The organism is Cohnella thailandensis, assembly GCF_014212135.1.
Lineage (GTDB): Bacteria > Bacillota > Bacilli > Paenibacillales > Paenibacillaceae > Cohnella > Cohnella thailandensis.
On the sequence record NZ_JACJVQ010000021.1, the window covers coordinates 110,694 to 135,616 of the forward strand.

At 57.1% G+C, this 24,923-nt stretch carries 25 protein-coding genes; 11 read left to right on the forward strand and 14 right to left on the reverse strand.

Annotated features, from left to right (window positions below; translation table 11 throughout):
- Nucleotides 1-115: 115 nt before the first annotated feature.
- The 6 genes from H7B67_RS24620 to H7B67_RS24645 all read left to right on the forward strand — a co-directional run bounded on the left by H7B67_RS24620 (nucleotide 116) and on the right by H7B67_RS24645 (nucleotide 7,421).
- On the forward strand, nucleotides 116-1,636 hold the full coding sequence (locus tag H7B67_RS24620; RefSeq protein ID WP_185122533.1) for a spore germination protein: 1,521 nt from the start codon (nucleotides 116-118) through the stop codon (nucleotides 1,634-1,636).
- 6 nt (nucleotides 1,637-1,642) lie between these two features.
- Nucleotides 1,643-2,881: a Ger(x)C family spore germination protein gene (locus tag H7B67_RS24625; protein ID WP_185122534.1), complete on the forward strand. Its 1,239-nt coding sequence runs from the start codon at nucleotides 1,643-1,645 to the stop codon at nucleotides 2,879-2,881.
- Nucleotides 2,882-2,887: 6 nt separating this feature from the next.
- Nucleotides 2,888-3,130, forward strand: coding sequence for a hypothetical protein (locus tag H7B67_RS24630; protein ID WP_185122535.1), 243 nt, complete (start codon nucleotides 2,888-2,890; stop codon nucleotides 3,128-3,130).
- On the forward strand, nucleotides 3,127-4,239 hold the full coding sequence (locus H7B67_RS24635) for a GerAB/ArcD/ProY family transporter (RefSeq protein WP_185122536.1): 1,113 nt from the start codon (nucleotides 3,127-3,129) through the stop codon (nucleotides 4,237-4,239). The genes H7B67_RS24630 and H7B67_RS24635 overlap by 4 nt, the downstream gene beginning before the upstream one ends.
- Nucleotides 4,240-4,328: 89 nt before the next feature.
- Complete coding sequence (locus H7B67_RS24640) at nucleotides 4,329-5,273, forward strand: RluA family pseudouridine synthase (protein WP_185122537.1); 945 nt, start codon at nucleotides 4,329-4,331, stop codon at nucleotides 5,271-5,273.
- Nucleotides 5,274-5,543: 270 nt separating this feature from the next.
- Complete coding sequence (locus H7B67_RS24645) at nucleotides 5,544-7,421, forward strand: putative bifunctional diguanylate cyclase/phosphodiesterase (RefSeq protein WP_185122538.1); 1,878 nt, start codon at nucleotides 5,544-5,546, stop codon at nucleotides 7,419-7,421.
- 92 nt (nucleotides 7,422-7,513) lie between these two features.
- On the opposite strand, the gene H7B67_RS24650 is transcribed toward H7B67_RS24645, so the two are convergent.
- The 6 genes from H7B67_RS24650 to coxB form a co-directional block, all read right to left on the reverse strand.
- Nucleotides 7,514-7,975 (reverse strand): DUF420 domain-containing protein, encoded by a 462-nt coding sequence (locus H7B67_RS24650; RefSeq protein ID WP_185122539.1) that lies wholly within the window; start codon nucleotides 7,973-7,975, stop codon nucleotides 7,514-7,516.
- A gap of 89 nt (nucleotides 7,976-8,064) precedes the next feature.
- Complete coding sequence (ctaG, locus tag H7B67_RS24655; protein WP_185122540.1) at nucleotides 8,065-8,976, reverse strand: cytochrome c oxidase assembly factor CtaG; 912 nt, start codon at nucleotides 8,974-8,976, stop codon at nucleotides 8,065-8,067.
- Nucleotides 8,977-9,113: 137 nt separating this feature from the next.
- The gene (locus H7B67_RS24660) at nucleotides 9,114-9,428 is read right to left on the reverse strand and encodes a cytochrome o ubiquinol oxidase subunit IV (protein ID WP_185122541.1); all 315 of its coding nucleotides are present in this window, start codon (nucleotides 9,426-9,428) and stop codon (nucleotides 9,114-9,116) included.
- A 4-nt stretch (nucleotides 9,429-9,432) separates the two neighbouring features.
- On the reverse strand, nucleotides 9,433-10,047 hold the full coding sequence (locus H7B67_RS24665; protein ID WP_185122542.1) for a cytochrome (ubi)quinol oxidase subunit III: 615 nt from the start codon (nucleotides 10,045-10,047) through the stop codon (nucleotides 9,433-9,435).
- On the reverse strand, nucleotides 10,044-11,849 hold the full coding sequence (ctaD, locus tag H7B67_RS24670; RefSeq protein WP_185122649.1) for a cytochrome c oxidase subunit I: 1,806 nt from the start codon (nucleotides 11,847-11,849) through the stop codon (nucleotides 10,044-10,046). The genes H7B67_RS24665 and ctaD overlap by 4 nt, the downstream gene beginning before the upstream one ends.
- An 84-nt stretch (nucleotides 11,850-11,933) precedes the next feature.
- On the reverse strand, nucleotides 11,934-12,947 hold the full coding sequence (coxB, locus tag H7B67_RS24675; RefSeq protein ID WP_185122543.1) for a cytochrome c oxidase subunit II: 1,014 nt from the start codon (nucleotides 12,945-12,947) through the stop codon (nucleotides 11,934-11,936).
- A 448-nt stretch (nucleotides 12,948-13,395) separates the two neighbouring features.
- Between coxB and H7B67_RS24680 the strand changes: the two genes are divergently transcribed.
- Nucleotides 13,396-14,127 (forward strand): hypothetical protein, encoded by a 732-nt coding sequence (locus H7B67_RS24680; RefSeq protein WP_185122544.1) that lies wholly within the window; start codon nucleotides 13,396-13,398, stop codon nucleotides 14,125-14,127.
- A gap of 53 nt (nucleotides 14,128-14,180) precedes the next feature.
- Here the strand turns inward: H7B67_RS24680 and H7B67_RS24685 are convergent, their stop codons facing one another.
- From H7B67_RS24685 to H7B67_RS24705, 5 genes are all read right to left on the reverse strand, one after another.
- Nucleotides 14,181-14,372, reverse strand: coding sequence for a hypothetical protein (locus tag H7B67_RS24685; protein ID WP_126959616.1), 192 nt, complete (start codon nucleotides 14,370-14,372; stop codon nucleotides 14,181-14,183).
- A 268-nt stretch (nucleotides 14,373-14,640) separates the two neighbouring features.
- Nucleotides 14,641-14,976: a hypothetical protein gene (locus H7B67_RS24690; RefSeq protein ID WP_185122545.1), complete on the reverse strand. Its 336-nt coding sequence runs from the start codon at nucleotides 14,974-14,976 to the stop codon at nucleotides 14,641-14,643.
- Nucleotides 14,977-15,232: 256 nt separating this feature from the next.
- Nucleotides 15,233-16,705 carry an AMP-binding protein gene (locus H7B67_RS24695; protein ID WP_185122546.1) on the reverse strand — a complete coding sequence of 491 codons (1,473 nt, stop codon included), beginning with the start codon at nucleotides 16,703-16,705 and terminating at the stop codon, nucleotides 15,233-15,235.
- A gap of 121 nt (nucleotides 16,706-16,826) precedes the next feature.
- Nucleotides 16,827-18,026 carry a copper amine oxidase N-terminal domain-containing protein gene (locus tag H7B67_RS24700; RefSeq protein WP_245364020.1) on the reverse strand — a complete coding sequence of 400 codons (1,200 nt, stop codon included), beginning with the start codon at nucleotides 18,024-18,026 and terminating at the stop codon, nucleotides 16,827-16,829.
- Nucleotides 18,027-18,159: 133 nt separating this feature from the next.
- Nucleotides 18,160-18,720 carry a hypothetical protein gene (locus H7B67_RS24705; protein WP_185122548.1) on the reverse strand — a complete coding sequence of 187 codons (561 nt, stop codon included), beginning with the start codon at nucleotides 18,718-18,720 and terminating at the stop codon, nucleotides 18,160-18,162.
- A 401-nt stretch (nucleotides 18,721-19,121) separates the two neighbouring features.
- On the opposite strand from H7B67_RS24705, the gene ilvA reads away from it, so the two are divergent.
- The 3 genes from ilvA to H7B67_RS24720 all read left to right on the forward strand — a co-directional run bounded on the left by ilvA (nucleotide 19,122) and on the right by H7B67_RS24720 (nucleotide 21,921).
- Entirely contained in the window at nucleotides 19,122-20,384 is a 1,263-nt protein-coding gene (gene ilvA / locus H7B67_RS24710) for a threonine ammonia-lyase IlvA (protein WP_185122549.1), read from the forward strand.
- A 515-nt stretch (nucleotides 20,385-20,899) separates the two neighbouring features.
- Complete coding sequence (locus H7B67_RS24715) at nucleotides 20,900-21,529, forward strand: TVP38/TMEM64 family protein (RefSeq protein WP_245364004.1); 630 nt, start codon at nucleotides 20,900-20,902, stop codon at nucleotides 21,527-21,529.
- Between the two features lie 65 nt (nucleotides 21,530-21,594).
- On the forward strand, nucleotides 21,595-21,921 hold the full coding sequence (locus H7B67_RS24720) for a hypothetical protein (protein ID WP_185122550.1): 327 nt from the start codon (nucleotides 21,595-21,597) through the stop codon (nucleotides 21,919-21,921).
- 160 nt (nucleotides 21,922-22,081) lie between these two features.
- Here H7B67_RS24720 and H7B67_RS31170 read toward each other — a convergent pair whose 3' ends face one another.
- Nucleotides 22,082-22,213 carry a hypothetical protein gene (locus tag H7B67_RS31170; protein ID WP_281067898.1) on the reverse strand — a complete coding sequence of 44 codons (132 nt, stop codon included), beginning with the start codon at nucleotides 22,211-22,213 and terminating at the stop codon, nucleotides 22,082-22,084.
- Nucleotides 22,214-22,262: 49 nt separating this feature from the next.
- Here H7B67_RS31170 and H7B67_RS24725 point away from each other — a divergent pair, with 49 nt between their 5' ends.
- Entirely contained in the window at nucleotides 22,263-22,544 is a 282-nt protein-coding gene (locus tag H7B67_RS24725; protein ID WP_185122551.1) for a transposase, read from the forward strand.
- 75 nt (nucleotides 22,545-22,619) lie between these two features.
- On the opposite strand, the gene H7B67_RS24730 is transcribed toward H7B67_RS24725, so the two are convergent.
- Together H7B67_RS24730 and H7B67_RS24735 are read right to left on the reverse strand one after the other, a co-directional pair.
- Nucleotides 22,620-23,696 carry an FUSC family protein gene (locus H7B67_RS24730; protein WP_185122552.1) on the reverse strand — a complete coding sequence of 359 codons (1,077 nt, stop codon included), beginning with the start codon at nucleotides 23,694-23,696 and terminating at the stop codon, nucleotides 22,620-22,622.
- The gene (locus H7B67_RS24735) at nucleotides 23,693-24,796 is read right to left on the reverse strand and encodes a DNA alkylation repair protein (protein ID WP_185122553.1); all 1,104 of its coding nucleotides are present in this window, start codon (nucleotides 24,794-24,796) and stop codon (nucleotides 23,693-23,695) included. Before H7B67_RS24735 ends, H7B67_RS24730 begins: the two co-directional genes overlap by 4 nt.
- Nucleotides 24,797-24,923: the final 127 nt, after the last annotated feature.

The following is a 24,923-nucleotide window of genomic DNA, read 5'->3' on the forward strand; positions in this document are numbered from 1 at the left end:
CGAAGTAAAGTTTAGTTAAAAAATCCCCCTTCGCTCATATTACACCCCTTATACGACCATATTAAGAAATGGTTTCCATTCTTTGGGGCGTTTCTCGCGAAGGAGGGAATATGGCATGACTGCCGCTTCCGGCACCGATCCCGCAACAGACAATCAGCCGATCAAAGGAACGCTGCAAGACCAGCTCAAGTTCATCCGAACGACTCTGGGCGACAGCTCCGATCTGATCGTTCGCGAGATGATCCTATCGACCGGCGCGCGCTGCGCCGTCGCTTATATTGAAGGCATTACCGACTCCTTGCTCCTTTATCACACCGTCATCTCCGCGTTGTTGGACCTGCCGAACGCCGACAGCGCCGGAGAACTCTCCAAGCTGGAGCCGGAGCCGTTCGTCCGTTACCTGTCCGATCGCGTCCTCGCCGCCGGAGATGTCCGCCCGCTCGATGATTGGAATACCCTCTTCTTCTATCTCCTGTCCGGCAATGCGATCCTCTTGGTCGACGGAAGCCCGACGGCCCTGCGGATCGGAGTGATCGGATTCGAAGAACGGGCCGTCTCCGAGCCGGTATCCCAATCCGTCACGCGCGGCTCGATGGATGCGTTCAACGAAAATATCGAGACCGGCATGTCGCTGCTAAGACGCAAGATAAGGGATACTCGCCTCCGCTTCGATAGGCTCCAAGTCGGCCGAGTCACCAAAACGGCCCTGGCCGTCGTCTATCTGAAGGGAATCGCGAAGGACGAAATCGTGGCCGAGGTTCATCGTCGGCTGGCCGAGATCGACATCGACGGAATCCTGGAGGGAGGCTACGTCGAAGAACTCATTCAGGATCGGACCTATACCCCTTTTCCGACCGTGTTCAATTCCGAACGGCCGGACACGATCGCGGGCGGCATTCTCGAAGGCAAGGTCGCCATTCTGGTGAACGGCACTCCCTTCGTCCTCCTGGTCCCGGCCCTGTTCGTCGAATTCTTCCAGGCCGCCGAGGACTATTCGCAGCGCTTCGACATCAGCACGCTGATTCGGTTCATCCGGTATTTGTCCTTCTTCATAACGACGCTAGCGCCCGCCCTATACGTAGCCATCTCGACCTTCCATCAGGAGATGCTGCCGACCAACCTCCTGATCAACCTGGCCGCGCAGCGGGAGGGAGTCCCCTTCCCCGCCGTCATCGAGGCGATGGCCATGGAGGTCACCTACGAGATTCTGCGGGAGGCCGGGATCCGCATGCCGCGAACGGTCGGCCAAGCCGTCTCCATCGTCGGAACTCTCGTCATCGGACAGGCCGCCGTGCAAGCCGGGATCGTCTCCGCGGCAATGGTTATCATCGTCTCCATTACCGCGATCGCCAGCTATGTCATTCCGGCGGGAAGCATGTCCATGTCCGCGAGAATGCTCCGGTTCCTCTTTATGATCCTGGCGGCCTCCTTCGGTTTGCTCGGCGTCGTCATCGGGCTGATCGGGCTCGCTCTTCATCTGAGCGGCTTGCGTTCTTTCGGCGTTCCGTATATGTCCCCGTTGTCTCCGATCATCCTGTCGGATCAGAAGGATACCCTGTTTCGAGCCCCATGGTCCTTGATGAAGCTCCGTCCGCGCTTGGTCGCCAGCGACAACAACCAGAGAAGGGAGACATGAGCCATCGTGACGATCGCCGGGCTTCTATCCCTTTCCCCCGTTCGGTTAATAAGACAGCTGGGGCTTCTGGCCCTATGCCTGGCGCTGCTATTGTCCCTAACGGGCTGCTGGAATCGAAGGGAGCTCGACACTCTGGGAATCGTGCTTGGGCTCGGGATCGACAAGACGGAGTCGTCGTACCGGGTATCCGTGCAGGTCGTCGACCCCGGCCAAGTCTCCGTGTCGCGCCCGGCTTCTCCCGGTCATTCGCCGGTGGTGCTTTTCCGCAGCGAGGCCGATACGCTCTTCGAAGCGCTGCGCAAAATGACGGAGGTGAGCCCGCGCAAAATCTACATTTCCCATATCCGGGTTCTCATCCTCGGAGAAGCGCTGGCTCGGGAGGGGGTGGGCAAGGCGCTGGATTTCCTGTCGCGGGACTCGGAGATGCGGACCGATTTCTTTCTATTCGTCGCCAAGCACGCGACGGCCGAGAGCATTTTGAAGGTGTTCACCCCCCTCTCGAATATCCCGGCTTACAAAATGTACGATGCCCTGCTCACCTCCTCTCGAGCTTGGGCTCCCTCCGCGACGGTTACGCTGGACCGCTTTATCGACGAAATCGTAGGCACGGGCATCGATCCCGTTCTGACCTCCATCGAAGTCGTCGGCGACCAGAAGGAAGGAGAGAACCCGCGGAACGTCAGCCGGATCTCCGCCGACACCTTTATCCGGACGAACGGGCTTGCGGTTTTCCGCAAAGATAGGCTTGTCGGCTATCTCAACGAGGAGGAGAGCATCGGCTACAACTATATCCGGGACCGGGTTCGGAGCACGGTGACATCCATCCCCTGCGAATCGGAAGGACGAATCGCGTTCGAGAACGTTCATTCCAAGACGAAGGTGAAGTCCAAGCTCCTAGACGGAGAGCCCGTCATCGAAGTAAAGATGAACAGCCAGGTCAACCTCGGAGAGGTCCTCTGCAAGTACCCGACCTCCGTGCCGGCCAACATCAAGAAACTGGAGCGGTCTCTGGAGAAGCATAGAATCGAGCTGATGGAATCTGCCGTAAAGAGAGCGCGAGAGTACCGCGTCGACATCTTCGGATTCGGTCATGTTTTTTATCACGAACATCCGGGTTATTGGAAAAAAATCCAAAAGGATTGGGATCGGCGCTTTCAGACTCTTCAAATCGACTATAAGGCCGACATTCAGATTCTGAAGGTCGGAACGGTCTTCGATCCGTTCTATAAAGACGTTAAGGAGTGACAAACCATGATCGGGTTCTTGGTCATCCTGCTCATTGCGGGCGTTATGATCTTCCTGACGCTGCCAGCCATGCTTCGCAGGAGAGAGCTTCGCGACGCCGCGGTATATTCCCTCCTGACGCTTGGAGGCATTGTCTTCAGCACCTTCGCGGCCCTTCTCCTTCCTTTTCCGTCTCCACTTCGCCTTGTCGTCGCCGCGTACAAGCCCTTTGCCGATTGGCTGTTCTCCGCAATGGGGTGGAAAGGATGAAGAATGCGCTGGAGAAAGGAAGAATCGGCAGCCGGCAGCTGGCCATTCTGATCATCTTCATGACCGTCGGGGACTCCATCCTGATTCTCCCCTCCCTAACCGCTCGCGCCGCCAGCCAGGATGCTTGGATCTCCGCTATCGCGGGCTGCCTTCTCGCCCTTCCGATGCTCTGGCTGTGGATGGCATTGGCCGGCCGATATCCGCAATCGAACCTGGCGGAATACGCGCGAGGCTTGCTCGGCAAGCGGGCGGGCGGCTTCGTCTCGCTGTACTACTCCATTTACTTCTTCTTCGTCTCCACGGGGCTCATCCGGGAATTAGGCGATTTCTTTACGATCCAGATCATGCCCGAGACGCCGCTTCGGGCCGTGCATCTTCTCATACTCCTCGTTATCGCTTGGGGACTGGCCGGCGGACTGGAAGCCATCGTCCGTACGAGCGAGCTCTTTTTCCCCTGGTTTATTCTCCTGCTGCTTGCGCTGTTGATCTGCCTGACCCCGCTTCTTACGCCGGACAACTTAAAGCCGATGCTGAGCGAAGGAGTCTCGCCGATTCTGCACGGCTCCCTTTACGTGCTCGTTTATCCGTTCGCGGAGCTCGTCTCCTTGCTGATGGTCTTCCCCTATGTCGCCAGGAGCCGCAGCACGAAGAGAGACATCCTTCTCGCCGCTTCCATCGGAGGGCTGATCATGTTTACCGTCATCCTCTTCTCCCTGATGGTGCTCGGCTCGTACCTCACTTCCAATCAAGTCTATCCCACCTATGCCCTGGCCAAAAAAATCAATATCGGAAGCTTCCTGCAGCGGGTGGAGGCGGTCGTGGCTTTCGTCTGGGTGCTATCTACGTTCTTCAAGACGAGCATTCACAGCTATGCGTTTCTGCTCGGAATCGCCGAGACCTTCAAGCTGCGGAGCTACCGAAGATTCATCGGGCCGTTCGTCCTGCTTCAGTTCGGGCTGACCTATTTGATCACCCCCAACTTCGCTTTCTATACCGACGTGCTGTTCAAATACTGGCCGTTCTGGGACCTGACGAATGCCGTGCTCCTCCCGCTCGTCCTGCTCCTGGCGCATTCAGCAAGCCGTAAAAGAACGGCGCTGAAAGCTTAGGGTGGAAAAGGGCATTTCCATTCTCTCCCCCCTTGTCCTATAATCAGCATAACGAGGCCGCACCAGATGGCAGGAGGTTCTAATACACCATGAATAAGAAATCAAGCAAACCGAGATCGGGCACCGCGAAGCGTACCCCCGCGCCGGCAAAATCCTACACGGTCCAAGAGGCGGCCGAGCTCCTTCCTTTTCTGATCTCGACGATTGGAGGACAAGGGAGAAACTCGATCAAGTCGATGCTGGCGCGAGGCCAGATCTCCGTCGACGGAAGGGCGGAGACCGCCTACAATTATTCCCTTCGGCCCGGACAGACGGTAACGGTCAGCAAGGAGAGAATCGAGGCGCCTCCGCGTCTTGTCGGCCTGACGATCGTATACGAGGACGATCATCTGATCATCGCGAACAAGGAGGCCGGCTTGCTGTCGATCGCGACGGAGCAAGAGAAGGAGCTGACCGCTTATCGGCAGCTCATGGACCATGTCCGGCAGGAGAATCCCGCTAACCGGGTGTTTATCGTGCATCGGCTGGACCGCGATACGTCCGGCATCATGATGTTCGCGAAGTCGGAAGCGGTGCAGCAGGAGCTTCAGAACCGTTGGCAGGACGCCGTCAAGGAACGCAGCTATATCGCCCTGGTAGAAGGGGAGGTCAAGAAGGCGGAAGGAACGGTCACCTCTTGGCTGAAGGAGAGCAAGACGCTCAAGATGTACTCCAGTCCTTATCCGGGAGACGGACAGCATGCGGTGACCCATTACAAGCGATTGCAATCGAACAAGCAGTTCACTCTGCTTGAGGTTCGGCTCGAGACCGGCCGCAAAAATCAGATTCGGGTCCATATGCAGGACATCGGGCATCCCATCGTCGGCGACAAAAAGTATCGGTCCAAATCGAAGGAGATCGGACGACTGGGGCTGCATGCCTTCGTCCTCGCCTTCGAGCATCCCGTCACCAAAGAAGTGATGCGGTTCGAGAGCCCGATTCCGAGGGCGTTCTTGAACCCGTTCCGCAACGGAATGCAGTCGCCGTCCCCATAAAATGGTTGCCGCTAGTCGCATTCCCCTTCATTTAACAAGAATACCGGACTATTGGACTATGAAAATTTCGCCAATAAAGTTACAATATCAATACCGAATATTTTGTAGAATTTTGTAATCCAATCCGGTATAGGTGACAATATGGCTGAGATGGCTCCAATGCATCCTGTAATCTACTTCCTGCTATCTTATTTAGTCGCGGCTGCCTTCTCTTATTATGCCTTTGCTCTGATCGATAGGGCTTCGGCACCGAGAAGGGCCCTGCGAGCCATGCCTCTCTTGGGCGTATCCGCCCTTCTGGGAATCGGCATCTGGCTTGCTGCCTTCTTCGCCTTGCTGGCCATGGAATTGCCTGTGGCGTCCCGCAGCGTCTCTATGCTCATCCTATCCCTGATCCTATCGGCGGCAACCGGTCTCGCGGCGCTTCTCTTCCGCATCCGATCGAACGCGAGATGGATCTCCCTTCTTCCCTCCGCCCTCCTTTTGGGGGCCGGCTTCTGCTCCGTGGGTTTCGCCATGCTTGCCACCCTTCCAAGGGATGCTCGGCTCACCTACGAGGAGCGGTGGATAGCCTTATCCGCCATCCTCTCGTTCTTGCTGTCCGCTATCGCGATTCGAGTCCTGGCATCCCTGTCTTCTTCCGCGTCGACTTTCAAGAGAATAGCCGCCGCGCTCCTGATCGGAGGCGCCGCGTTATGCTTGCCGGTTCTAGGGTTGATTCAATCGTCCTACCCGAAGGGATCGCTTGCTGCCGGAGAACCGGCCGATCCGTTTACGGCCGGAACCCTTGGCATCGTAATCGGATTGATCGCGTCGATTGCTCTCATCAGCATTCTTCTGCTTCCCTTCTCGGGTCGTTCATCGGGAGAACAATACGATACGCTAAGCGGCCTTCCCGGGCGCGGCCTGTTCGAGAAGAGCCTTCAAGTCGCCATCTCGGAAGCGGAGAGAGAGCGGCAGCCCTTCGCGGTCATGTTCCTCGACCTGGACCGTTTCAAGAACGTCAACGATTCCCTTGGCCATAACGTAGGGGACCATCTTCTGCAGACAGTGGCGAATCGCATTCGGGAGTGCGTGGCCGACAAGGCTCTTATTGCCCGGCTCGGAGGGGACGAGTTCGCGATTCTGTTCCGCGCCGGTCTCTCCCGCGACAGCTTGCTGCTCACGGCCGGCCATCTCCTGTCGGACATCTCCCGGCCCCTCTTCTTCGGCGAGATGGAGATCCATCTGACGACAAGCATCGGAATCTCCATGTATCCGTCCGATGGAGAGACTCCCGTCAGCCTGATGAAGAACGCCGAAGCGGCTCTCTACTCCGCCAAGGATGAAGGCAAAAATACGATTCGTTTCTACCTCCCCAACATGAACAGCACCCTTCGCGAATCCGTTCTTCTGGAGACGGATCTGCGCAAGGCGCTCGAGAGGGAAGAGTTCTACTTGGTCTATCAGCCTCAGATCCATGCGGCTACCGGAGAGGTTGCCGGCGTAGAAGCTCTATTGCGTTGGAAGCATGGCAAAAAAGGGATTATCCCGCCGTCCGACTTCATCCCTCTGGCCGAAGAGACGGGGGTGATCGTGCAGATCGGGGATTGGGTGCTTCGAACCGCTTGCCGTCAAAGCCGCGAATGGCAGCGGCAGGGGCTGCCGCCGATCCGAATCGCGGTAAATCTCTCCGGACGTCAGTTCCTGAACAAAGGGTTAGTCCCCTTCATCAAACGGACTCTGCTCGAGACCGGAATGGATCCGTCTCATCTGGAGCTCGAGATTACCGAATCGATGACTCTGGACGTCGAGCGTTCTTTCTCCACCTTAAGGGAGCTCAAGCAATTGGGAGTCAGCATCTCGATCGACGATTTCGGCACCGGTTACAGCTCTCTGAGCTACCTGAAGAACTTCCCGGTCGATTGCTTGAAGATCGACCAATCGTTCGTCCGCGAGCTGCTATCGGAGACGAATGACCGCTCGATCGTCTCGACCATCATCACCCTCGCCCATAACCTGAACCTCCGGGTCGTCGCCGAGGGAGTGGAATCCGAGGAGCAGCTAGCCTACCTGGCCTCCTACGGATGCGACGAGATCCAGGGATATTATATCAGCCGGCCGATCTCCGAGGAGGATGTCCTGCGCTTCCTGAAGAAGAGCTCTTAGCCGATCTACATTCATACCCCCAATAACAAAACCCGCCGGCTCTGCGCTAATCCTTAGGAAGGCGCAGAGCCGGCGGGTTTGTTTTCCTGCAATTAACCGAATATCGCGTCGATCACAGGCTTCGTATGTCCGCCCGGATACATGAGATACAACAGCACGTATACCGTCACTCCCGTAATCGCGGTCACGAACCAGGTTACCGCCGTCACGCGTCCGAGCTTGCGATGCTTGGCGAAGCTCTTCTTGAATGCCAGCACGAGCGTCGAGATGCCGAATACGGCGGCTACCATCGCCAAGACGATGTGGAAGACCAGGAAGATCCGATAGATCGTCTCCAGGCTCTCCGGACCGCCCCAATTCGTATTGCCGACGAAGATGGTACGAGACGTATACATAAGGAAGAACAGGACGGCCGCGACCGCGGCCGCGATCATCGTCTTCTCATGCGCTTCTCTCTTGCGGAGAATAATCAGACGCCAGCCGATTGCGACCAGAATGGCGCTGAGCGCGATAAAACTAGTACTGATCGTAGGGAAAATCTCGTACCAAGTCATTTAGCGATTCACCTGCTCCAATGAACAATGATTAAGCTGATAACATTGTAACTTGCCCCGCTTGTCTCTTCAAATCTTTCTCGAGGACGTCACACATTGTTCAAACGCGCCGTCGCGGCGGATTCGGGAGCCGTGTCCTCCTCATCCTTGCGCTCTCTTCGGAACCATTGCATGAATACGGTGTATAGCGCCCAGATATTGATGAACTCTTGGATCAGCTTCATGATAATTCCCCCGAGCTGCTGATCCTCCCTCGCGCTCAGGGTACCGAAGAAGGAAGGGCCCTCGAACTTGGCCAAGAGCTCTGCCGTGTCGCCGGATACGCAATATTGCATGGCCTGCGCCCATACGTTCGGATCGCTATAGACGCCGAACAGCGGCTCTCCGGCGAAGATAATGAGCACGCACGCGGGGGTGAGGAGCAAGCCGTTCAAGAAGATATAGCCTAGACGGAGAAGCGGAGAAACGCGTGACCATTCCGGAACGGGACACTGAATGTGCCACCAGTTGAGCATGGCGGTCAACAGCAGGACGATATAATACAGGGCGTGAATGAAGTAATGAACCATTATCCAGTCATGGATGTTCGGCAGATGATAGAACGAGAACAACAGATTGAACAGGAACAAACCCACGAGCGGATTGCCAAGGAAACGAAATGGCTTAAGAACGGACCGTCCCAAGATAGAACGCCACAGCCATGCCGGTATTCCATAGAGCAGCATCGGCGGCACCAGGACGTAGGAGATCGCCATGTCCGTCATATGATACGAGAACATCAGATGGCCTAGAAGACTAAGCGGTCCGCCATGAACGATATATAGGAGAAGCAGAGCCAGATAGAAGCTTGCTTGTCTTCCGATGGAGACGGCTTCCGCCCCGGCGAACCTCGTTCTCCATGGCCCTACGACAAACGAATACAACGTTGCGACAGCAAGCATGAAGATTAGAAAATAGGGGCTCCACACGTCTCCGAACGAGAAATACTTCAAGCTGTCCATTCTAGCTCACCCTTCTTGCTTCTTAATTGCGATTATGCCGGTTTAACGGCTTCTAAGCCATTATACCTCAGCGGCCAAGCTCCGCAAAAAAAGAGGCGGGAACATCGCCCGCCTCTCTGCAGTTTATCCGGTATAACCTACCACCATACCCAATATTCGGCCATAATGACCATCGTGAAGACGACAACGGCACCGAAGACGATCCCGAGTATCGGGAACAGATGTCCTCTGTCCTTCATGTGCATCCAGAACGACAGCTGCACGAACACTTGAACGATCGCCATTCCTACGAGGATGACGTAGGTGAACGTGGTGTTGATCTCCCCGGAGGCAACGGCCGCGAACGCGATGAGCGTCAGGACAAGCGACAGGACAAAGGCAACGATGTGTTTCTTGGGTCCTTCTTCGCGATGACGTCTTGTCTCTTCATGAGTAGATTGGTTGCTCGACATCCGGTTAACCCACCTTTCCCATCAGGTAAACAACGGTGAAGATGAATACCCATACCACGTCGATGAAGTGCCAGTAGATAGCCGACACGTAAATCTTGGGGGCCGTAACGACGGTCAGGCCCTTCTTCATGATCTGAAGGATCAGAAGCCCGATCCACAGAACCCCGAAGGCGACGTGAGCGCCGTGGAAGCCGACGAGCGTATAGAAGGAGGAGCTGAACGCGCTGGTCGGCATCTTGTGCCCTTCATGGATATATTCCGTGAACTCGTAAATTTCCAGTCCCAGGAATCCGAGACCGAGCACGATCGTGGCCACCAGCCAGCCGATCATCGGCTTGACTTTCTTCTGGTGCAAGGCTTGCACCGCGAACACGCTCATCAAGCTCGACGTCAGCAGGATCATCGTCGCCGCGAATACGGTCGGAAGCTTGAACAATTCGCTTGCGGGAGGGCCGTCGCCGATATTGTGGCGAAGAGCCAGATAGGACGAGAACAAGGTGCCGAAGAGGACCGTCTCCGCGCCGAGGAACAGCCAGAAGCCCAGAATCTTATTGCGGCCTTCCAGCGTCGCCTTCTCAGGCTCATGCGGCAATGCGCCGTTCAGATCGTGTGCGCTCATGCGTGCACCCCTTTCTCTTGTTCTTCTTCGCTGATGTGGAAGCCATGATCGTCGAATACCGAGCGAAGCAGCATGCAGATCAAGGTGACGGCGATGCCGCCGATAGCCAGGTACAGCTTGTCATACATGAAGCCGAAGCCGGCGATAAAGAGTCCTACGCTCATGACGAACGGCAGAATCGACGGGGAAGGCATATGGATCGGACCTACCGGCTCGGAAGGAGTCATCTCCTTCTTGCCCTCCATCTTCTCCTTCCACCAAGCATCGTATCCGCGTACGAGCGGGATCTGCTTGAAGTTGTATTCCGGAGGAGGAGAAGGAATGGACCATTCGAGCGAGCGGCCGTCTTCCCACGGATCGTTCGCCGCATCCTTCTTCTTGAAGGACGTGATAACGACGTTGATAAGAAGCAGGATCGTGCCGATTCCCATCAGGAAGGCGCCGATCGTACTGACCACGTTCATCGTGTCGAAGCCTTGGTTCGGGAGGTACGTCCATACCCGGCGAGGCATCCCGATCAGACCGAGGAAGTGCTGCACGAAGAAGGTCAGATGGAAGCCGATGTAGAACGTCCAGAAGAACCACTTGCCCAGCGTCTCGTTGAGCGTGCGTCCGAACATCTTCGGCCACCAGTAGAACAGGCCGGCGAAGATCCCGTTAATAAGTCCGCCGACGATTACGTAGTGGAAGTGCGCCACGACGAAGTAAGTATCATGATATTGGTAGTCGGCCGGAGCCGCCGCGAGCATAACCCCGGTTACGCCGCCCATCGTGAACGTCGGAATGAATCCGATCCCGAACAGCGCTGCGGTCGTGAACTTGATGGAGCCGCCCCACAGGGTGAACAGCCAGTTAAAGATCTTGACGCCCGTAGGAACCGCGATCAGCATCGTCGCGATGGAGAACAGGCCGTTCGCTACCGGACCCAAGCCCGTCGTGAACATGTGGTGAGCCCAAACCATGAAGCCGAGGAACGCGATCAGAATCGTCGCGAATACCATCGAGCTGTACCCGAACAGGCGCTTGCGGGAGAACGTGCTGACGACTTCGGAGATAATCCCGAACGCCGGCAGGATCAGGATGTATACTTCGGGGTGACCGAACACCCAGAACACGTGCTCCCACAGGACGGTGCTGCCGCCGCTCGTCGTCTCGAAGAAGTTCGCTTGGAACAGGCGGTCGAACATCAGGGCGACAAGACCTACCGTCAGTACGGGGAATGCGAAGACGATCAGGGCGGACGTAATGAAGATCGCCCAGGTGAACATCGGCATTCTCATGAAAGACATGCCCGGAGCGCGCATGTTAATGATCGTTGCCATGAAGTTGATACCGCCGAGCAGCGTACCGATACCGGCGATCTGCAGGCCGAGCACGTAGTAGTCTACGCCATGCCCCGCGTTATAGGTCGGGCCTGCCAGCGGAACGTAAGACGTCCAGCCCGCGTCCGGCACGTTGCCGGCGAACCAACTGATATTCAGCAGCAAGCCGCCGAAGAAGAAGGTCCAGAAGCCGAGAGCGTTCAAGAACGGGAACGCTACGTCGCGCGCGCCGATCTGAAGCGGAATAACCGCGTTCATCATCGCGAACAGCATCGGCATCGCCGCAAGGAAGATCATCGTCGTGCCGTGCATCGTAAGCAATTCGTTGAATGTATCCGCGCCGACGAAATTATTCATCGGTTTAATGAGCTGGATCCGGATCAGAACCGCTTCAAGTCCGCCGACCAAGAAGAATAAGGCTCCAGCGATTAAGTATAAAATCCCGATTTTCTTATGGTCGACGGTTGTCAGCCAATCCATCAAGCCGCGATATCGCTTGACCGGATGCGCATGTGCATGTGCATGTGCAGTCAAAGCAACGAACCCCCTTCATTCCGAGCAGAATTAGTAATCAAGCTTATAGTTGGCCAAGTACTTGGCGATTCCGTCGAGCTCTTCCTGCGACAGATCCAGATCCTTGGCAGAAGGCATCGTTGCGCCCGGTTTAACGCTTTGCGGCTCTTCGATCCATTCCTTCAGGTTCTCTTCCGCCGAACGCTCGTCGTTGTACAGAATGCCGCCGATCGTTTCGCGGCCGCCGATTCCCGTCAGGTTAGGCGCGCCGGCGCCGGAATTCTGTTCGCCGACAGCGTGGCAGCTGAGGCACTTGCTCTCGAACGCTTCCTTGATCGCGGCGTCTTCCGGAAGCTGGCCCGGATTCTTCATCGCCGCTACCCAGCGATCGAACGATGCTTGGTCAACCGCTTTGGCCTTAAAGTCCATCAAGCTGTGGGAAGGTCCGCAGAGCTCGGCGCACTTGCCCCGATACACGCCTTCCTTCGGGAATTCCAGATACAGCTTGTTCTCGACTCCCGTATTCGTATCGATCTTGCCTCCGATGGAAGGAATCCAGAAGGAATGCTTAACGTCGGCCGACGCGAGCTTGAATTGAATCTTCTTGCCCGTCGGGACGATCAGATCCTGAGCCGTCGTGATTCCGTACTCGGGATACTCGAACTCCCACCAATACTGATGAGAAGTCACGACGACCTGTACGGCATCCTTGTCATGAGAATAGTCCTTCGCGTAGCCGAAGACCTTGTCGATGGTCGGCACGCCAAGGATAAGAAGGAGGACGATCGGAATTACGGTCCAGATAATCTCAAGCTTGTGGTTGCCCTCGACTTGCTTCGGAATCGAGTTGTCGCCCTTCCGGCGACGGAACTTGATCAGCACGTATAGGCAAATACCGAATACGACGACGACAACAAGCGCCATGATACTGATCGATAACACCATCAGATCAAATTGGCCTTGGGCTACCGGCCCTTGCGGCTTTAATGCCGACAGATCCTCTCTGCCCCCGCATGCCGACAGGAGAAGCGCCATCCCCGCCAGCATCGGTAGTAACCGCTTCATTACACGCCACCGATTCATTCAATTCAACCCCATCTCGACGTTTTCATAGATTGCTGCTGCATGTCGTGGCGAATGCAATCCATGTGGTGACTCATGCACGAACCTTACACGAACCTTAAACAAACCTTAAAAAACACACGTTCCTAATCAAATAATATAGAGTTTGGCCCTACAGTTTGTCAATGTTCACAGAACAGTTCACAAATTGTTCTTATAACTGTCAAAATCCTTGCGGCTCAACGCCTCCGCACTCCTAAAGGACCATGCGGCGCCGCCGCAATCGCCTTCGTGCAAACGCACACATTCCCAATTCGTCACGCTGCCGGAGCCTCGAGCCTCTTCATCAGCTTTTACCAAACCGCCCTTGTTTTATGTACGCGACTTCGAGCATACGAATTCCCCTTCAGGTTATCCTACCCTTAACAGCAGGAACAAGGAGGAATGGATCTTGATTGCCCGTCAACCGACCTTACGGCAGCTTCTTCTCATGGCTTGCGGATTGAGCTTGGCATTCGGTCTCTCGGCATGCAACACCTACACCGCCAAGTTCCAGAAGAGCGCCCACGATTATTCCAGCCGCAGCCCCAACGATCCCAAGGTTGCCCGCATCCAATCATTCGGCACTTTGTCCGCGCGCAGCCCCTCTCACGACAACAAATCCTTCAAATACAGCTCCCAATTGTCCTATGACGTCCGGGCTCTTCCCGGCGTGAATTCGGCCATCGTCATTCTCACGGACAAAAACGCCTATGTCGGCATCATGACCGATTGGACGGCGACCGGGACGAAATCCCACGGCGGCGCGGCTACCAGAGAGCAAGACAACACGGGAACGACCGAAGGGGTCTATAACATCGATACGGGCGGCAAAACTCCGGTTTACAGGGAGATGGTCACCCCGTACAATTCCTACTTCAGCCATAAGGACGTCTCCGACTTATCCTCGGAATTAAGGCAAACGATCGGGAACGCGATTCGCAAAAAACAGCCGGGGATCCAAGACATCTATATTTCGGCCAACCGGGAATACGTCAACCAGCTGCTCCTGTTCGCCCGAGCTTCATGGAAAGGGCAAGACACCGCCGGGCTGACCGACGATTTCAACACGCTCGTCAAGTATGTATTCAGTCTGGGCAAGGAAATTCCGACCCCGCTTCCCGAGCATAGGATACCCAAATAAAAAAGATCGACGCCCCTTAAGGGGCTGATCGATCTTAAATTTATCCTCTCTTCTTAGGAAGCAGGGGAATTTAATTTAACCAGTTCTCGTTCAACGAGCAGAGTCAACTCATCCTCATATCCGCCTGTAATTCTATATTTGCGGATGTAATCTTTCACAAACTTGCGCGGGTCCTTGGGCCGGAAAATTCTCGTCAGTTCTCGTAGACTTTCTTGAACCTCGTTGTGGCTTCGTTTGGCTGCCATGCGATTCCCTCCCAGCGGAATAAAACCCGCAAGTTTTGCTAAAGCGGTCCACTCTCCAGTTGTCGACAATTTTAACCCTGCTACTCCCCATTATACCAGTTTTCGGCTTAGGTTAAAAGCAAAACCATACTAGGGCGGAACTTCGCCGCTCTCCTGGCGGATCGCCGCGGCAGCGCGGCGGCTCCTCCGGGTGATACTCTATCCTATGTTGAACAAGGCCCCTCTGATTCGTCCCCGGAAGGATTAGTCGTATCTCGGTTCGATTCGACTATTCGGCGGAGTCCTCCTCCGCCTCCTCGTGATCCTCGGGGATCCCTTTCGATTTGGCCGTCATTTGCAAGAACGCGATAACCGCTCCGACGGATACGAGGATGCCCAATCCCATGGCAGCCAGAAGCGGCAAGGTGCCGATTCCCGCTTCCACCACCGAAGAGGTCGCCAATCTATCGGACGCTTGAACGGGCGCGGCCCCGAATGCACACCACAAAGAAGTCCCTAACGCCAAAGTACGTGCAACGAATCTGCCACTGCGCCTGTTTAGCTCTTTCGTCTTCTTGGTTCGTTCCGGTTTCTCCGCTTCGAAATCCGGTGCGTTCGTCGCCATCGTCCGTTCTCCGGAAGCCGATCTCCGGACAACGGGCGCTATCATCAATTCGATCCCCCCTATACCTTCTATATCGGAACGACTAGGCAACGAGTTCACCCCTCACGCGGATAAGATTACTTATCATTATAAATGTAAACGCTTACTATTCACGGTTCAAAAAAACGTCTTGCTAGCTTTAGACATGTATCCAGTATACAAAAAACGAGGGCCGTTCACAATGAAAGCAGACCTTAAAATTCCATTAAATTACCATTTAGAAACGGGGCTGAAGCTCGCGTTTCAGTGCCTCCCCCCACAGCGTCGAAGGCAGCTCCTTGACGAATTCATACCGCATGGTTACCCCTTTCCGCCCTAACCGATTCCGAACCCAACGATCGAGTTGGGCGGCGGACGCCGTTCTGTCGCCGCGAAGAACGACCAGCGCCCTGGCGCTAACGCTGCCGCCCTCCTCTTCGACTCCGATCACGCAGGCTCTTAGAACCGCGGGATGCCCGCATAGCGCGGACTCCGCTTCGATCGGGAGCATAGTCCCTTGCGCTGTCGCTAAGCGGTTCCGCTTGCGGTCTGCCCTGTAAAAGCATCCCTCTTCGTCCCTTCTGGCCAGATCTCCGGTACGGATCCAGCCTTCGGCCGGAATCGGATCGTGCGCCCAGTAGCCGATCGCCGTCTGCGGTCCGCGCACCGCCAATTCTCCGACGGTGTCCGGCGGCAAGTCGTCCCAACTATCCTCTCCGACGATTCTCGCCTCCGCCCTAGGCAGCGGATAGCCAAGCGCCCCGTCGCTCCCTCTTGACCGCGGCGGCAACGCAAGGGCCGGAGAAGCCGCCTCGGCCAACCAATACTTGCCCGAGGGCCGCATGGGGGAAGGGGAAATCGTCAAGCAGCCTCCCCGGTAGACGGACGCATTCAGGACCGCCAGCCCGGCCGGATGAAGCACGGGCGCATTCAGGACGTCAAGCTCTTGCTCCGCGTTCACTCCCTTGATCCAGTAGGCAAGCTGGGCCGCCCCGGCCGCGACGGCGCCATGGGTGAGAATCGCCCCTTTGGCTTGTCCCGTCGTTCCGTTCGTGTATTGGATGACGGCCGGTTCCCCATCGTCCCGCCCCTCGCCGGCGCCTTCCGGCGACGAGCTTCGCAGGAAGGCCAGCCCGTTCACGCAAGCGCCTTCTCCCTTCGCCATCGCCGTCCGCCATTTGCTCCAAACCGACCTCGCCGCTTCCTTTTGCGCCCAGCTCCCCCTTCTTTCTTCTATTACTATGACTTTAATCACAGCCGCGGCTTCCCGAAACGATTCCGGATCCGGAACGAGGCTCCGGCCGACTATCGCCGCCGCGGCTTCCGTCTCGACGGTTCGGCGAATCGCTTCCTCAAGCCCGCAGTTCTCATGGAAGGGCACCGCAACGGCTCCCGCAAGGAGAACGCCGTAATAAGCCGCGATCGCGTCCGGAACGGAAGGCAGATAAATCGCCACCCGATCGCCGGGCTTGATCCCGATGCTCTTCAGCCCGTTCGCGTAACGGAGACTGCGGCGCAGCAGCTTGGCATAAGAGCAGGCTCTCCCGCCATGACGGTAAGCCGGGGAATTCGGATGCCGTTCCGCCGCTCGCAGCAGCCCGTTCGCCGCGTTGCCGGCTGGAAGCTCGCCCATGTCCTCCCTGAGCAGCGGATATTTGCTCCACCATGGTTGGCCGTTGCCCGGGAAGCGATGCCCGTTGTCGTTATCCATTTCCTTATCCCCCCATCGAATCAAGCGAAGCTTACCTCAACTTATTCGGGAGGAGAGAAGGACAGAACCCCGCCAGGCCATCTCGGCCGAACGGGGTTCTTGAGGGCTGCTTAGGGGGCGGTCACTCTTCGATCTCCTTGATGTTGTAAACGTACTCGGAATCGTCGAACAGCCATTTGCCGTCCTTCTTTACGAGGTAGTTGCCCTGATGGAATCGGGTCTTGAAGCCGTCCTTCAGGTCTTCCACGACAATGGAGCGAATGGCGACCGCCTTGTCCGTTCCGTTATAGTAGACGATCGACGTCTTCTCGGCCGTGAACCGTTGATCGTATTCGGCGAGACCGGATTCGATCGCATCGAAGTAGCTCTCCAGTCCCTCCGCCGAGGCGAAGGTCGCTCTATAGGCTTCGATGTCCTCGTCGTTCATGGCCTTAAGCTGGGCGGCCAGCGCCGCTTCGATTGCCGCTCTCTCCGAATCCGGCACCGTCACCGTCTTGTCGATCAAAGTCTCGTCGTCCGTATAGTCGATCCAATCGTAGTACATGTCGTACAGAAGCCATTGGCCTTGGGAGTTCGGACGAAGGACGAACTCGATTCCCGCCGTGTTGTCGAAGTAGTATTCGTCTCCGCTTACCTTCACGTTGTCTTCCACGGCATAGAGAACGGCCTCGGCATCCGAATATTCCTCAATGCTGGCTTCCCGGTAAGTCGTCTTCGTCCGAAGAGAGGAGTTCTTCTCTTCTTCGAGCGACTTCTTCAGGTCCTCCCGCAACGGGGAATCCTCCGCGGTCAGGGCGAGAATCGCATCGATATCGAGCTCTGCCGTATTGAACGCCTGCTCCGAGCGGTCCAGGAACGCAAGCACCGCCTCCTTCTCCTCCGCTGTCGGGCCATTATCCACGATAACGACCGTACGGGTCGCCGAATCCCAGGTCACTTCCTTGCCGGAGAGCGACGCGATGAAGCGAACGCCGACAAGCGTTCTCCCGCCTTGGGAGACCAGCTGGCCGTTTATCGGCACCGACGCGCCGTCGACGAAAGCGACGTCTCCGCCGAGAGACATCTGGATCTCGTGCTCGTCCGAGACGGCGCGAATCGTTTTGGTCTTCGCGGCGTAATCGATCGTGTAGCCTAATGCCGCGAATAGCGATCGGAACTCGACGAAGGTCGTGCTGTCGATGCTGGTCGGTTGTACTTCAAACTTCAGAGCTTGTCCGTTCAAGGTGACTTGAATAGGCTTCGGAGCGCTTGCGGCCGCCGCGGCTTCCGCCGAGGAAAACAGCAGAACCGCGGCCAGCACGGCCGTCGTCAATCGCTTCATCAATTCCCAACCCTTCCGATTCGTAAATGAATGCTATAAAAAAATTTACAATAATCATAGAAAGGTTGCAATGATTACACCGGCCTATATGGCAAGGCCATCTTCCGACAAAATCGATAAAATGAGGCCATTCTTAAAACAGACTCCGCAGATCGGAAGGGCTGGGCAGTTTAAACTCGATCGTCGCCCGGTCTTCCCCGATCCGCACCTCCTGCACCTTCAACGCACTGGGGAGCTCCGCCCCCAAGGGAATGACGACCTCGTTGAACGAATCCGCCGGAAGCTTAATGTCGCGGATCCGAGCTTCCGTCACCGTCGCTACCAGATTGGGATCGTTCCAGACCACGTCGTAAGTCAATTCCATGCCGACGGGAACCCTTCCGAATGCCTTTATATTCGCGTCCGCGATCAAGCGGCCGTTCGCCAGGCGAAAGTTGACGCCCGTCAATTCCACATTCTTCATATAAAATGGATTGGATGCCAGCTGCGACTTGGCCAGATTATTGACGTCCTCTTCCGTGAGGACAAGCTCCGGCGACAAGCGCTTCGCCATGTCGAGCGCGCGATCCCTAAGCGGAACCTCTTCGTACGCAAGGTCCAGCTCCTGGCCGGGAGAAACGTACAGATAGGCGCCAACGCCCGCTCCCCCTAATAAGAGGATCAAAATAAAGAGCGCAATGAACCATTTTCTCAAGCCGGATTCCTCCTTCTTCGACTTTGGCATGATCTTAGCATTGACTTCCGCCCTAGGTAAGAGTATAACATTACTTAAAATTCAATGACGGGAACACGTTCCCCGGTCCCCTCGATCCCAGAGAGTCGGCGTTAGCTGCGAGCCGATGTTCGAGTCCGGCGAATATCCTCCCCGAGAAGTCTCGCCGAACGTTCGTAGGCGATGAACGATTCGCCCCCGTTACGGGCTCGCGCCTGCGAAGGCGCGGCTGAAGTGCCGGAAGCGCGCGGGTTGTCCGAACCGTTAACGCGCGACTGGAACAAGGGTGGTACCACGGAGATTGCATCCGTCCCTTTCGAGGGGCGGATTTTTTATTTTTTACCCATCATAACGATTATGAATTGGAAAGGCAGGAATCGGTCATGTCCAACACCGCGCCGTCTCTCGTTCGATTGGAAGATATTTTGCACGCCCACCGCGTTCTCCAGGAGGTCGTCCTGCCGACGCCGCTGCAGCCGAACCGGGGATTGTCCGCCAAGCACGATTGCCAGATCTTCTTGAAACGGGAAGACCAGCAGACCGTGCGTTCGTTCAAAATCCGAGGAGCCTATAACCTGATCTCCTCCTTGCCGGAAGAGACGAGGCGGGCTGGCGTCGTCTGCGCGAGCGCGGGCAACCACGCCCAAGGAGTCGCCTTCTCCTGTCAGGCTCTGGATATCCCCGGCATCATCTTCATGCCGACGACGACCCCGCGCCAGAAAATCAACCAGGTCAAGCTGTTCGGCGGTAACAACGTCGATATCCGCTTGGTCGGCGATACGTTCGACGATGCTTACAACGCGGCTATCCAGGTAAGTCAAAAAGAGTCGTTAGCCTTCGTTCACCCGTTCGACGATCCGCGAATCATCGCCGGCAACGCGACGGTCGGCAAGGAGATCATCGAGTCCAGCAAGCAGCCGATCGACGTCGTGCTGGTGACGATCGGCGGAGGCGGACTCGCCGCCGGCGTTGCCGCGTACGTGAAGGCGGTCAGCCCGTCCACCTCCGTTATCGGCGTCGAGCCGGAAGGCGCGGCGTCCATGCTTAAGTCGTTCGAGGAGCGGCAGGTCGTCACCTTGCCCGAGATCGATAAATTCGTCGACGGCGCCGCCGTAAAGAGAGTAGGAGACCTCACCTACTCCATGTGCCGCGAGCTGCTGGACGACGTGGTCGTCGTTCCGGAGGGCAAGGCGTGCACCTCGATCCTGGAGCTGTACAACGAGCACGCCATCGTGGCCGAGCCGGCTGGCGCGCTGCCGGTAGCCGCCCTCTCCATTCTTGGCGACCGCCTGAAGGGCAAGAACGTCGTCTGCATCGTCAGCGGCGGCAACAACGATATCGACCGGATGCAGGAGATCAAGGAGCGCTCCATGATCTATGAAGGGCTGAAGCACTACTTCATGATCAACTTCCCGCAGCGCGCGGGCGCTCTTCGCGAGTTTCTCGACGACGTGCTGGGACCTAACGACGATATCGTTCAGTTCGAATACACGAAGAAGCACAATAAGGATAACGGCCCGGCGCTGGTCGGCATCGAGCTGAAGAGCCGGGAGGATTACGAGCCGTTGATCGAGCGAATGAACCGCAAGGGCTTCGTCTTCTCCGAGCTGAACAAAGACCCGATCTTGTTTAATCTTCTCATTTGAAGCATCCCCCGTTTGTCATCGACCGTCACCCGCAGGACGACTCTTCGAATCGAAGGGCCCGCCTGCGGGTTTTGTTTTTCCAATGAATCCATCGTACGCCATGTGGGTAACATGCTCAGAGAAGCACTCGCGGGGACCGCGCCTCGCATTCGAATGAAAATCGGGAACTTCCCGTTCGCCCGATACGTAATAGAAATATATGCCTTGTCCTTGGGCGCCGGAAGCTAATGCGAAAATTGGACTTCATTCCTTAATTATCTATAATCAAGTAGAATGCTGTTAGGGCGCATCCGGTCTACGCCGGAATGCTGATGCCGATTCTGCCGAGCTTCGCGAGCGATCGTCTGGGGCCTATCCCATTCCCATATAGCCCGTTTCTTTTCATAGGCGGAGGATGCACGGAGCGGCGGTCGGCTCGGCCGGAGCGATTTCCTTGTCATAAGCGTTTTTTATGTGTTTCTCCATTCCGTTAATTCCGCGGGGAAATGCCTGCGGGAGATGTTGCGAGGTAAATTATGCATGACTTCATGGCCCTGTTCGGGGCTCAATCGTGGGAGCAATGGACCAACTACTTCAAGAGCTTCACCCTGGACGACATCCAATCGTTGCTCGATCAGTATTCGGCTCTGGGGCCTTTGCCCGGGATCTTGCTGCCTCTACTCGAGGCGTTTCTTCCTTTCCTGCCGTTAGTCGTATTCGTCGTCGCGAATTCTAACGCTTACGGTATCTGGTTCGGGTTCCTGTTCTCCTGGATCGGGGTCTCCGTCGGCTCCATTCTCGTCTTCTGGATCGCGAGAAAAATCGGGATCAAATACGGGGAACGTATCCGTAAAAGACTGCCGAGGATGGAGAGGTTCTTCTCGTGGATCGAGCGCAAGGGCTTCAGTCCGATCTTCATCCTGTCCTGCTTTCCTTTCGCGCCGTCGGTCATCATCAACGTCTCTTCCGGCTTGTCGAAAATCCCTTTTCATACGTTCGTCACCGCTACCATTCTGGGCAAAGCGGTCATGATCTTTATCCTAAGCTTCCTCGGGCACGACATTCGCGCACTCATCGAGCATCCTTGGCGCCTCATCGTGGCCGCGACGATTCTGTTCCTTCTCTGGCTGGTGGGCAAAAGGCTGGAAAAGCGCTATCTTAAATAGCTTAATCCGATAGTCGGCCGGCGCGTAACGGGGAGAAGCTCGACTATGACGAAGGGGGCTGCTGCGTGGACTGGATCGGGATCATCGGCTATAGCGCCTCTATCCTCCTTATTCTGGGGTTGCTTGCCGGCATGTTATGGATCGTGCGGGTTTTATCCGGAGATTCCGAGCAGTTCAAAGACCTCAAGGAGATGGTGGAGACGCTGTTCAACACCCCCGCCCATCTTCGTCCCGGAGCGGATCCCGTTCCCGGCTCCGCGTCCGGGGAAGGGGAAGCGGCCGCGGGCACCGAATCCGCGCGCCCCGCCTTCGAGGAGCCTTGCCCCGCCTGCGGGGAGACGGTCAACGAGCGGCACCGTTTCTGCCCGTCCTGCGAGCTTCGCCTTCAGTGATCGGTGGCGGGGCGGGAAAGGCCGGGCATTGAGGAGACGCTGCTGCGGCGCTTACGCCGGACGGGAACCGTCAAGCCTTCGCCTAGGGAATAACCCTCCTTCCGCCGTGGCATTCTAACACGCGAACGGATCGAGCAAGGGGAAGGAGGAGATTATTCTGTCAGGCGAATATCCATCCGAGAAGCAGCTCGCGGCCAGCCGCGCCCAGTCCAAGGCCGACCGCTCCGGCCATGGCAAAGAGCAGGCCCGGAAGCTCCAATCCGAAGCGGACTCTGCCGGCTACCGGAAGCACGGCGACTAGAAGCCAGTCCGATCATCCGCAGAAGAGGTGACACCAAGAAATGAGCGAACGCGACTATTCCATGCCTCCGATCTCCGGCGAGCACGTCGAGACGGATGGTGTCTATAAGAACGAATGGGGCCGCGAGGAGGAATTCAACCGCGGCGAATCGTTCCCCGCCGACCCGATTCTCGGCAACACCGAATGGGAACTCGTGGAGATGAGCTTCGACAATCACCACGAGGGCGAGACCGACCCCCGGCTCACTCCCAAGAAGGACGACATCGACAAGCAAGGCAAGATCGTCCACCCCCGCAGGCAGATGGATCGCGGGAAGAAGTAAAACGGCAAAAGGCGATGCCGGGAGCTCGACTCCCGGCATCGCCTTTTCTATTTTTTGGGGGTGGGCCGCACCTGGTTACCCTCTTCCTTCCTCCGCTGCCTCCAGCTTGTCCGCCTCGGCTTCCTCCTCCGCTTCCTCGCGCTCGAGGTAGCGGTCCATCAGGCGGTCAAGCCGGCGGAGGCGATCCTCGTATGCGAACATGGAGGAGGTGATGACGAGCAGGCGCGAGCGGGTTACCGCGTCCGAGGCGGCGGAAGCCATGATCGTGTCCGTCAGGCGGACCACTTCCTCGGGAGCCGGGGCGGCGGCGTGGGCGCCGGCTTTCAGCTTCCCTTCCCACTTCCAGATCAACTGCTCGTGGTAGCCGCACAGCGCCTCCAGATGGTCGTCGGCATTCCGGTTCCAGGACGCTTCGCTCGATACGGACCAATACTGCTCGTCTACCGCTTCGATGAGATTCTCTCCCCGCTGCAGCGTAACGAGCATCTCCTTGTACACGACGAGCAGGCGCTTGCGTTTCGCGCGCGATTTGCGCAGCCAGACTCTTTCTTCCGCGAACATATGGTAGTATTCTTGCAGCTTTTTGATCTGGTTCTGCAGCTTCTCCTGCTCCTCGCGGAACACGTTCTCCTTCAGCTCGTTGGAGACGGAAGTGCGAAGCAGCCTGGACAACAGCGCCTGAGCCTCCTGCGCCTGCGTGATGAACCGGTTGCGATGCCTTGGCGGAGCGATCGCCACGTTCACGACGAACGCCGAAGCGATGCCGAGCAGCAGGCCGCCCAAACGGTCGAGCGCCGTCGGCCAGCCTTGGCTGCGGGCTTCCATGATGACGACGACCGTGACGAGCGTCAAGCCGATCGTGTCCCCGATCTTGAGCTTCAAGCAAATCAAGATGACGACGATGCAGACGAGGCCGACCGTAATGGGAGAGCTGCCGAACATCCAATACGCGCCAATCGCGATAATGACGCCGAGCACGTTGCTCTGGAGCTGATCGACGATCTGCATCCAGCTGCGGTAGATGGAAGGCTGGATCGTGAAGATCGCCGTGATCGCCGCCAGAAGCGGAGAGTCGAGGCCGATCCACTCCCCGATCCAGAGAGCGACGGCGACGGCCAGTCCCGTCTTGAAGACTCGGGCTCCGATCGTCATGCTTCCCGGCCTCCCTCCACCAGCTCTACCTCCGCGGAGGCGAGTTCATGCCCGTTTACGATAAGAGCCAGCCCGTGGATTCCCGGCTCGTGCTTGCGCGTCGACAGGTCCCTGAAGTCGACTTTGCGCTTGCCCGCGAGCGAGCCGCCGCCTTCGACGCTTTTCTCGCTTAGCTTGAACAGCTTGCGATAAGAGCGCCCGCCCTTCCGCGGATAGGAAACCGCGAGCTCCAGCCGAAGCTTCGCGCCATCGCCGACCGGAACGCGAACCTCGTAGGCGACCTCCATCGACCCGCCGGCGGGAACCCGTCTAACGGACGGCTCCCAACGCTCGACGACGATCCCGCTCGGAGCGTTCAATCCGAACAGGGATAACGCCTCCGGATCGGCATTCGCCCTTATGAGAGTGCGGCAAGCGTGCTTGAGCATCGCGTCCGTCGCCAGGTTCTTCCCGCTCCAGCGCCGCGCGATATCCAGCACGAGATCCGGATGGTCCTTCGAGATGTCGTTTAAGTTGTTCGCCACGCTGCGACGGACATATTCGGAGGGATCCGCCTTCAGCAGCTCCAGAATCGGCAGGATGGGCGCCGGGTCCTTCTTGAACGCGGGCAGCGCATCCGCCCAAGGCAGGCGAGGACGGCAGCCCTCGCTTGCCAGACGGCGCACGTGCTCGTCCGGATGCTCCGCCCACCTCAGCATCTGCTCCATCGTTCGCTCCGGCTCCTTGAGAATGAACGGCCTGATCGCGAACTCCGCGCTCGACAGCGGAGTGAACCGCTCCAGCGCCGTGATCGATCTCTCCCAATGGCCTAGCCCGTATACCTGCACGAAGTCCGGAAAAATCAAATAAGGAAACCCGCGGCATTCCGGAGAGATCGCCTCCAGGATCGCCAGCGCCCGCGGGTAGTCTTGGGGAAGAGTCGCCCCGAGGCTCAAGGAGATCCGTCTCATCCGCCCCTTGAGCTCAAGCTCGTCCCAGCCATCCGCGAACGTCAGCTCGGCGAATCGTTCGCTATCGAAATCACTCCACCCGCGGCGCACCTTCGCCCCGAACTCCCGGATAAAAGTCGCGTTATAGATCGCTTTAAGCGGCTCAGCCATAGGTTCCTCCTGCATTTACGAATCCAAATGATAGCTTATTATAGCATGAGTCGCGATCGCCTCGCCCGTCCAGGCCAAGCGCGCCGCGAGCTTCTGTGAAATGGTCTTCCCCTATTCGATCGAATGC

Coding starts and splice junctions, on each gene's coding strand:
- H7B67_RS24620 (WP_185122533.1), top strand. CDS start 116: ATGACTGCCGCTTCCGGCACCGATCCCGCAACAGACAATCAGCCGATC.
- H7B67_RS24630 (WP_185122535.1), top strand. CDS start 2,888: ATGATCGGGTTCTTGGTCATCCTGCTCATTGCGGGCGTTATGATCTTC.
- H7B67_RS24635 (WP_185122536.1), top strand. CDS start 3,127: ATGAAGAATGCGCTGGAGAAAGGAAGAATCGGCAGCCGGCAGCTGGCC.
- H7B67_RS24640 (WP_185122537.1), top strand. CDS start 4,329: ATGAATAAGAAATCAAGCAAACCGAGATCGGGCACCGCGAAGCGTACC.
- H7B67_RS24645 (WP_185122538.1), top strand. CDS start 5,544: ATGCCTCTCTTGGGCGTATCCGCCCTTCTGGGAATCGGCATCTGGCTT.
- H7B67_RS24650 (WP_185122539.1), bottom strand. CDS start 7,975: ATGACTTGGTACGAGATTTTCCCTACGATCAGTACTAGTTTTATCGCG.
- ctaG (WP_185122540.1), bottom strand. CDS start 8,976: ATGGACAGCTTGAAGTATTTCTCGTTCGGAGACGTGTGGAGCCCCTAT.
- H7B67_RS24660 (WP_185122541.1), bottom strand. CDS start 9,428: ATGTCGAGCAACCAATCTACTCATGAAGAGACAAGACGTCATCGCGAA.
- H7B67_RS24665 (WP_185122542.1), bottom strand. CDS start 10,047: ATGAGCGCACACGATCTGAACGGCGCATTGCCGCATGAGCCTGAGAAG.
- ctaD (WP_185122649.1), bottom strand. CDS start 11,849: ATGGATTGGCTGACAACCGTCGACCATAAGAAAATCGGGATTTTATAC.
- coxB (WP_185122543.1), bottom strand. CDS start 12,947: ATGAAGCGGTTACTACCGATGCTGGCGGGGATGGCGCTTCTCCTGTCG.
- H7B67_RS24685 (WP_126959616.1), bottom strand. CDS start 14,372: ATGGCAGCCAAACGAAGCCACAACGAGGTTCAAGAAAGTCTACGAGAA.
- H7B67_RS24690 (WP_185122545.1), bottom strand. CDS start 14,976: ATGGCGACGAACGCACCGGATTTCGAAGCGGAGAAACCGGAACGAACC.
- H7B67_RS24695 (WP_185122546.1), bottom strand. CDS start 16,705: ATGGATAACGACAACGGGCATCGCTTCCCGGGCAACGGCCAACCATGG.
- H7B67_RS24700 (WP_245364020.1), bottom strand. CDS start 18,026: ATGAAGCGATTGACGACGGCCGTGCTGGCCGCGGTTCTGCTGTTTTCC.
- ilvA (WP_185122549.1), top strand. CDS start 19,122: ATGTCCAACACCGCGCCGTCTCTCGTTCGATTGGAAGATATTTTGCAC.
- H7B67_RS24715 (WP_245364004.1), top strand. CDS start 20,900: ATGCATGACTTCATGGCCCTGTTCGGGGCTCAATCGTGGGAGCAATGG.
- H7B67_RS24725 (WP_185122551.1), top strand. CDS start 22,263: ATGAGCGAACGCGACTATTCCATGCCTCCGATCTCCGGCGAGCACGTC.
- H7B67_RS24730 (WP_185122552.1), bottom strand. CDS start 23,696: ATGACGATCGGAGCCCGAGTCTTCAAGACGGGACTGGCCGTCGCCGTC.
- H7B67_RS24735 (WP_185122553.1), bottom strand. CDS start 24,796: ATGGCTGAGCCGCTTAAAGCGATCTATAACGCGACTTTTATCCGGGAG.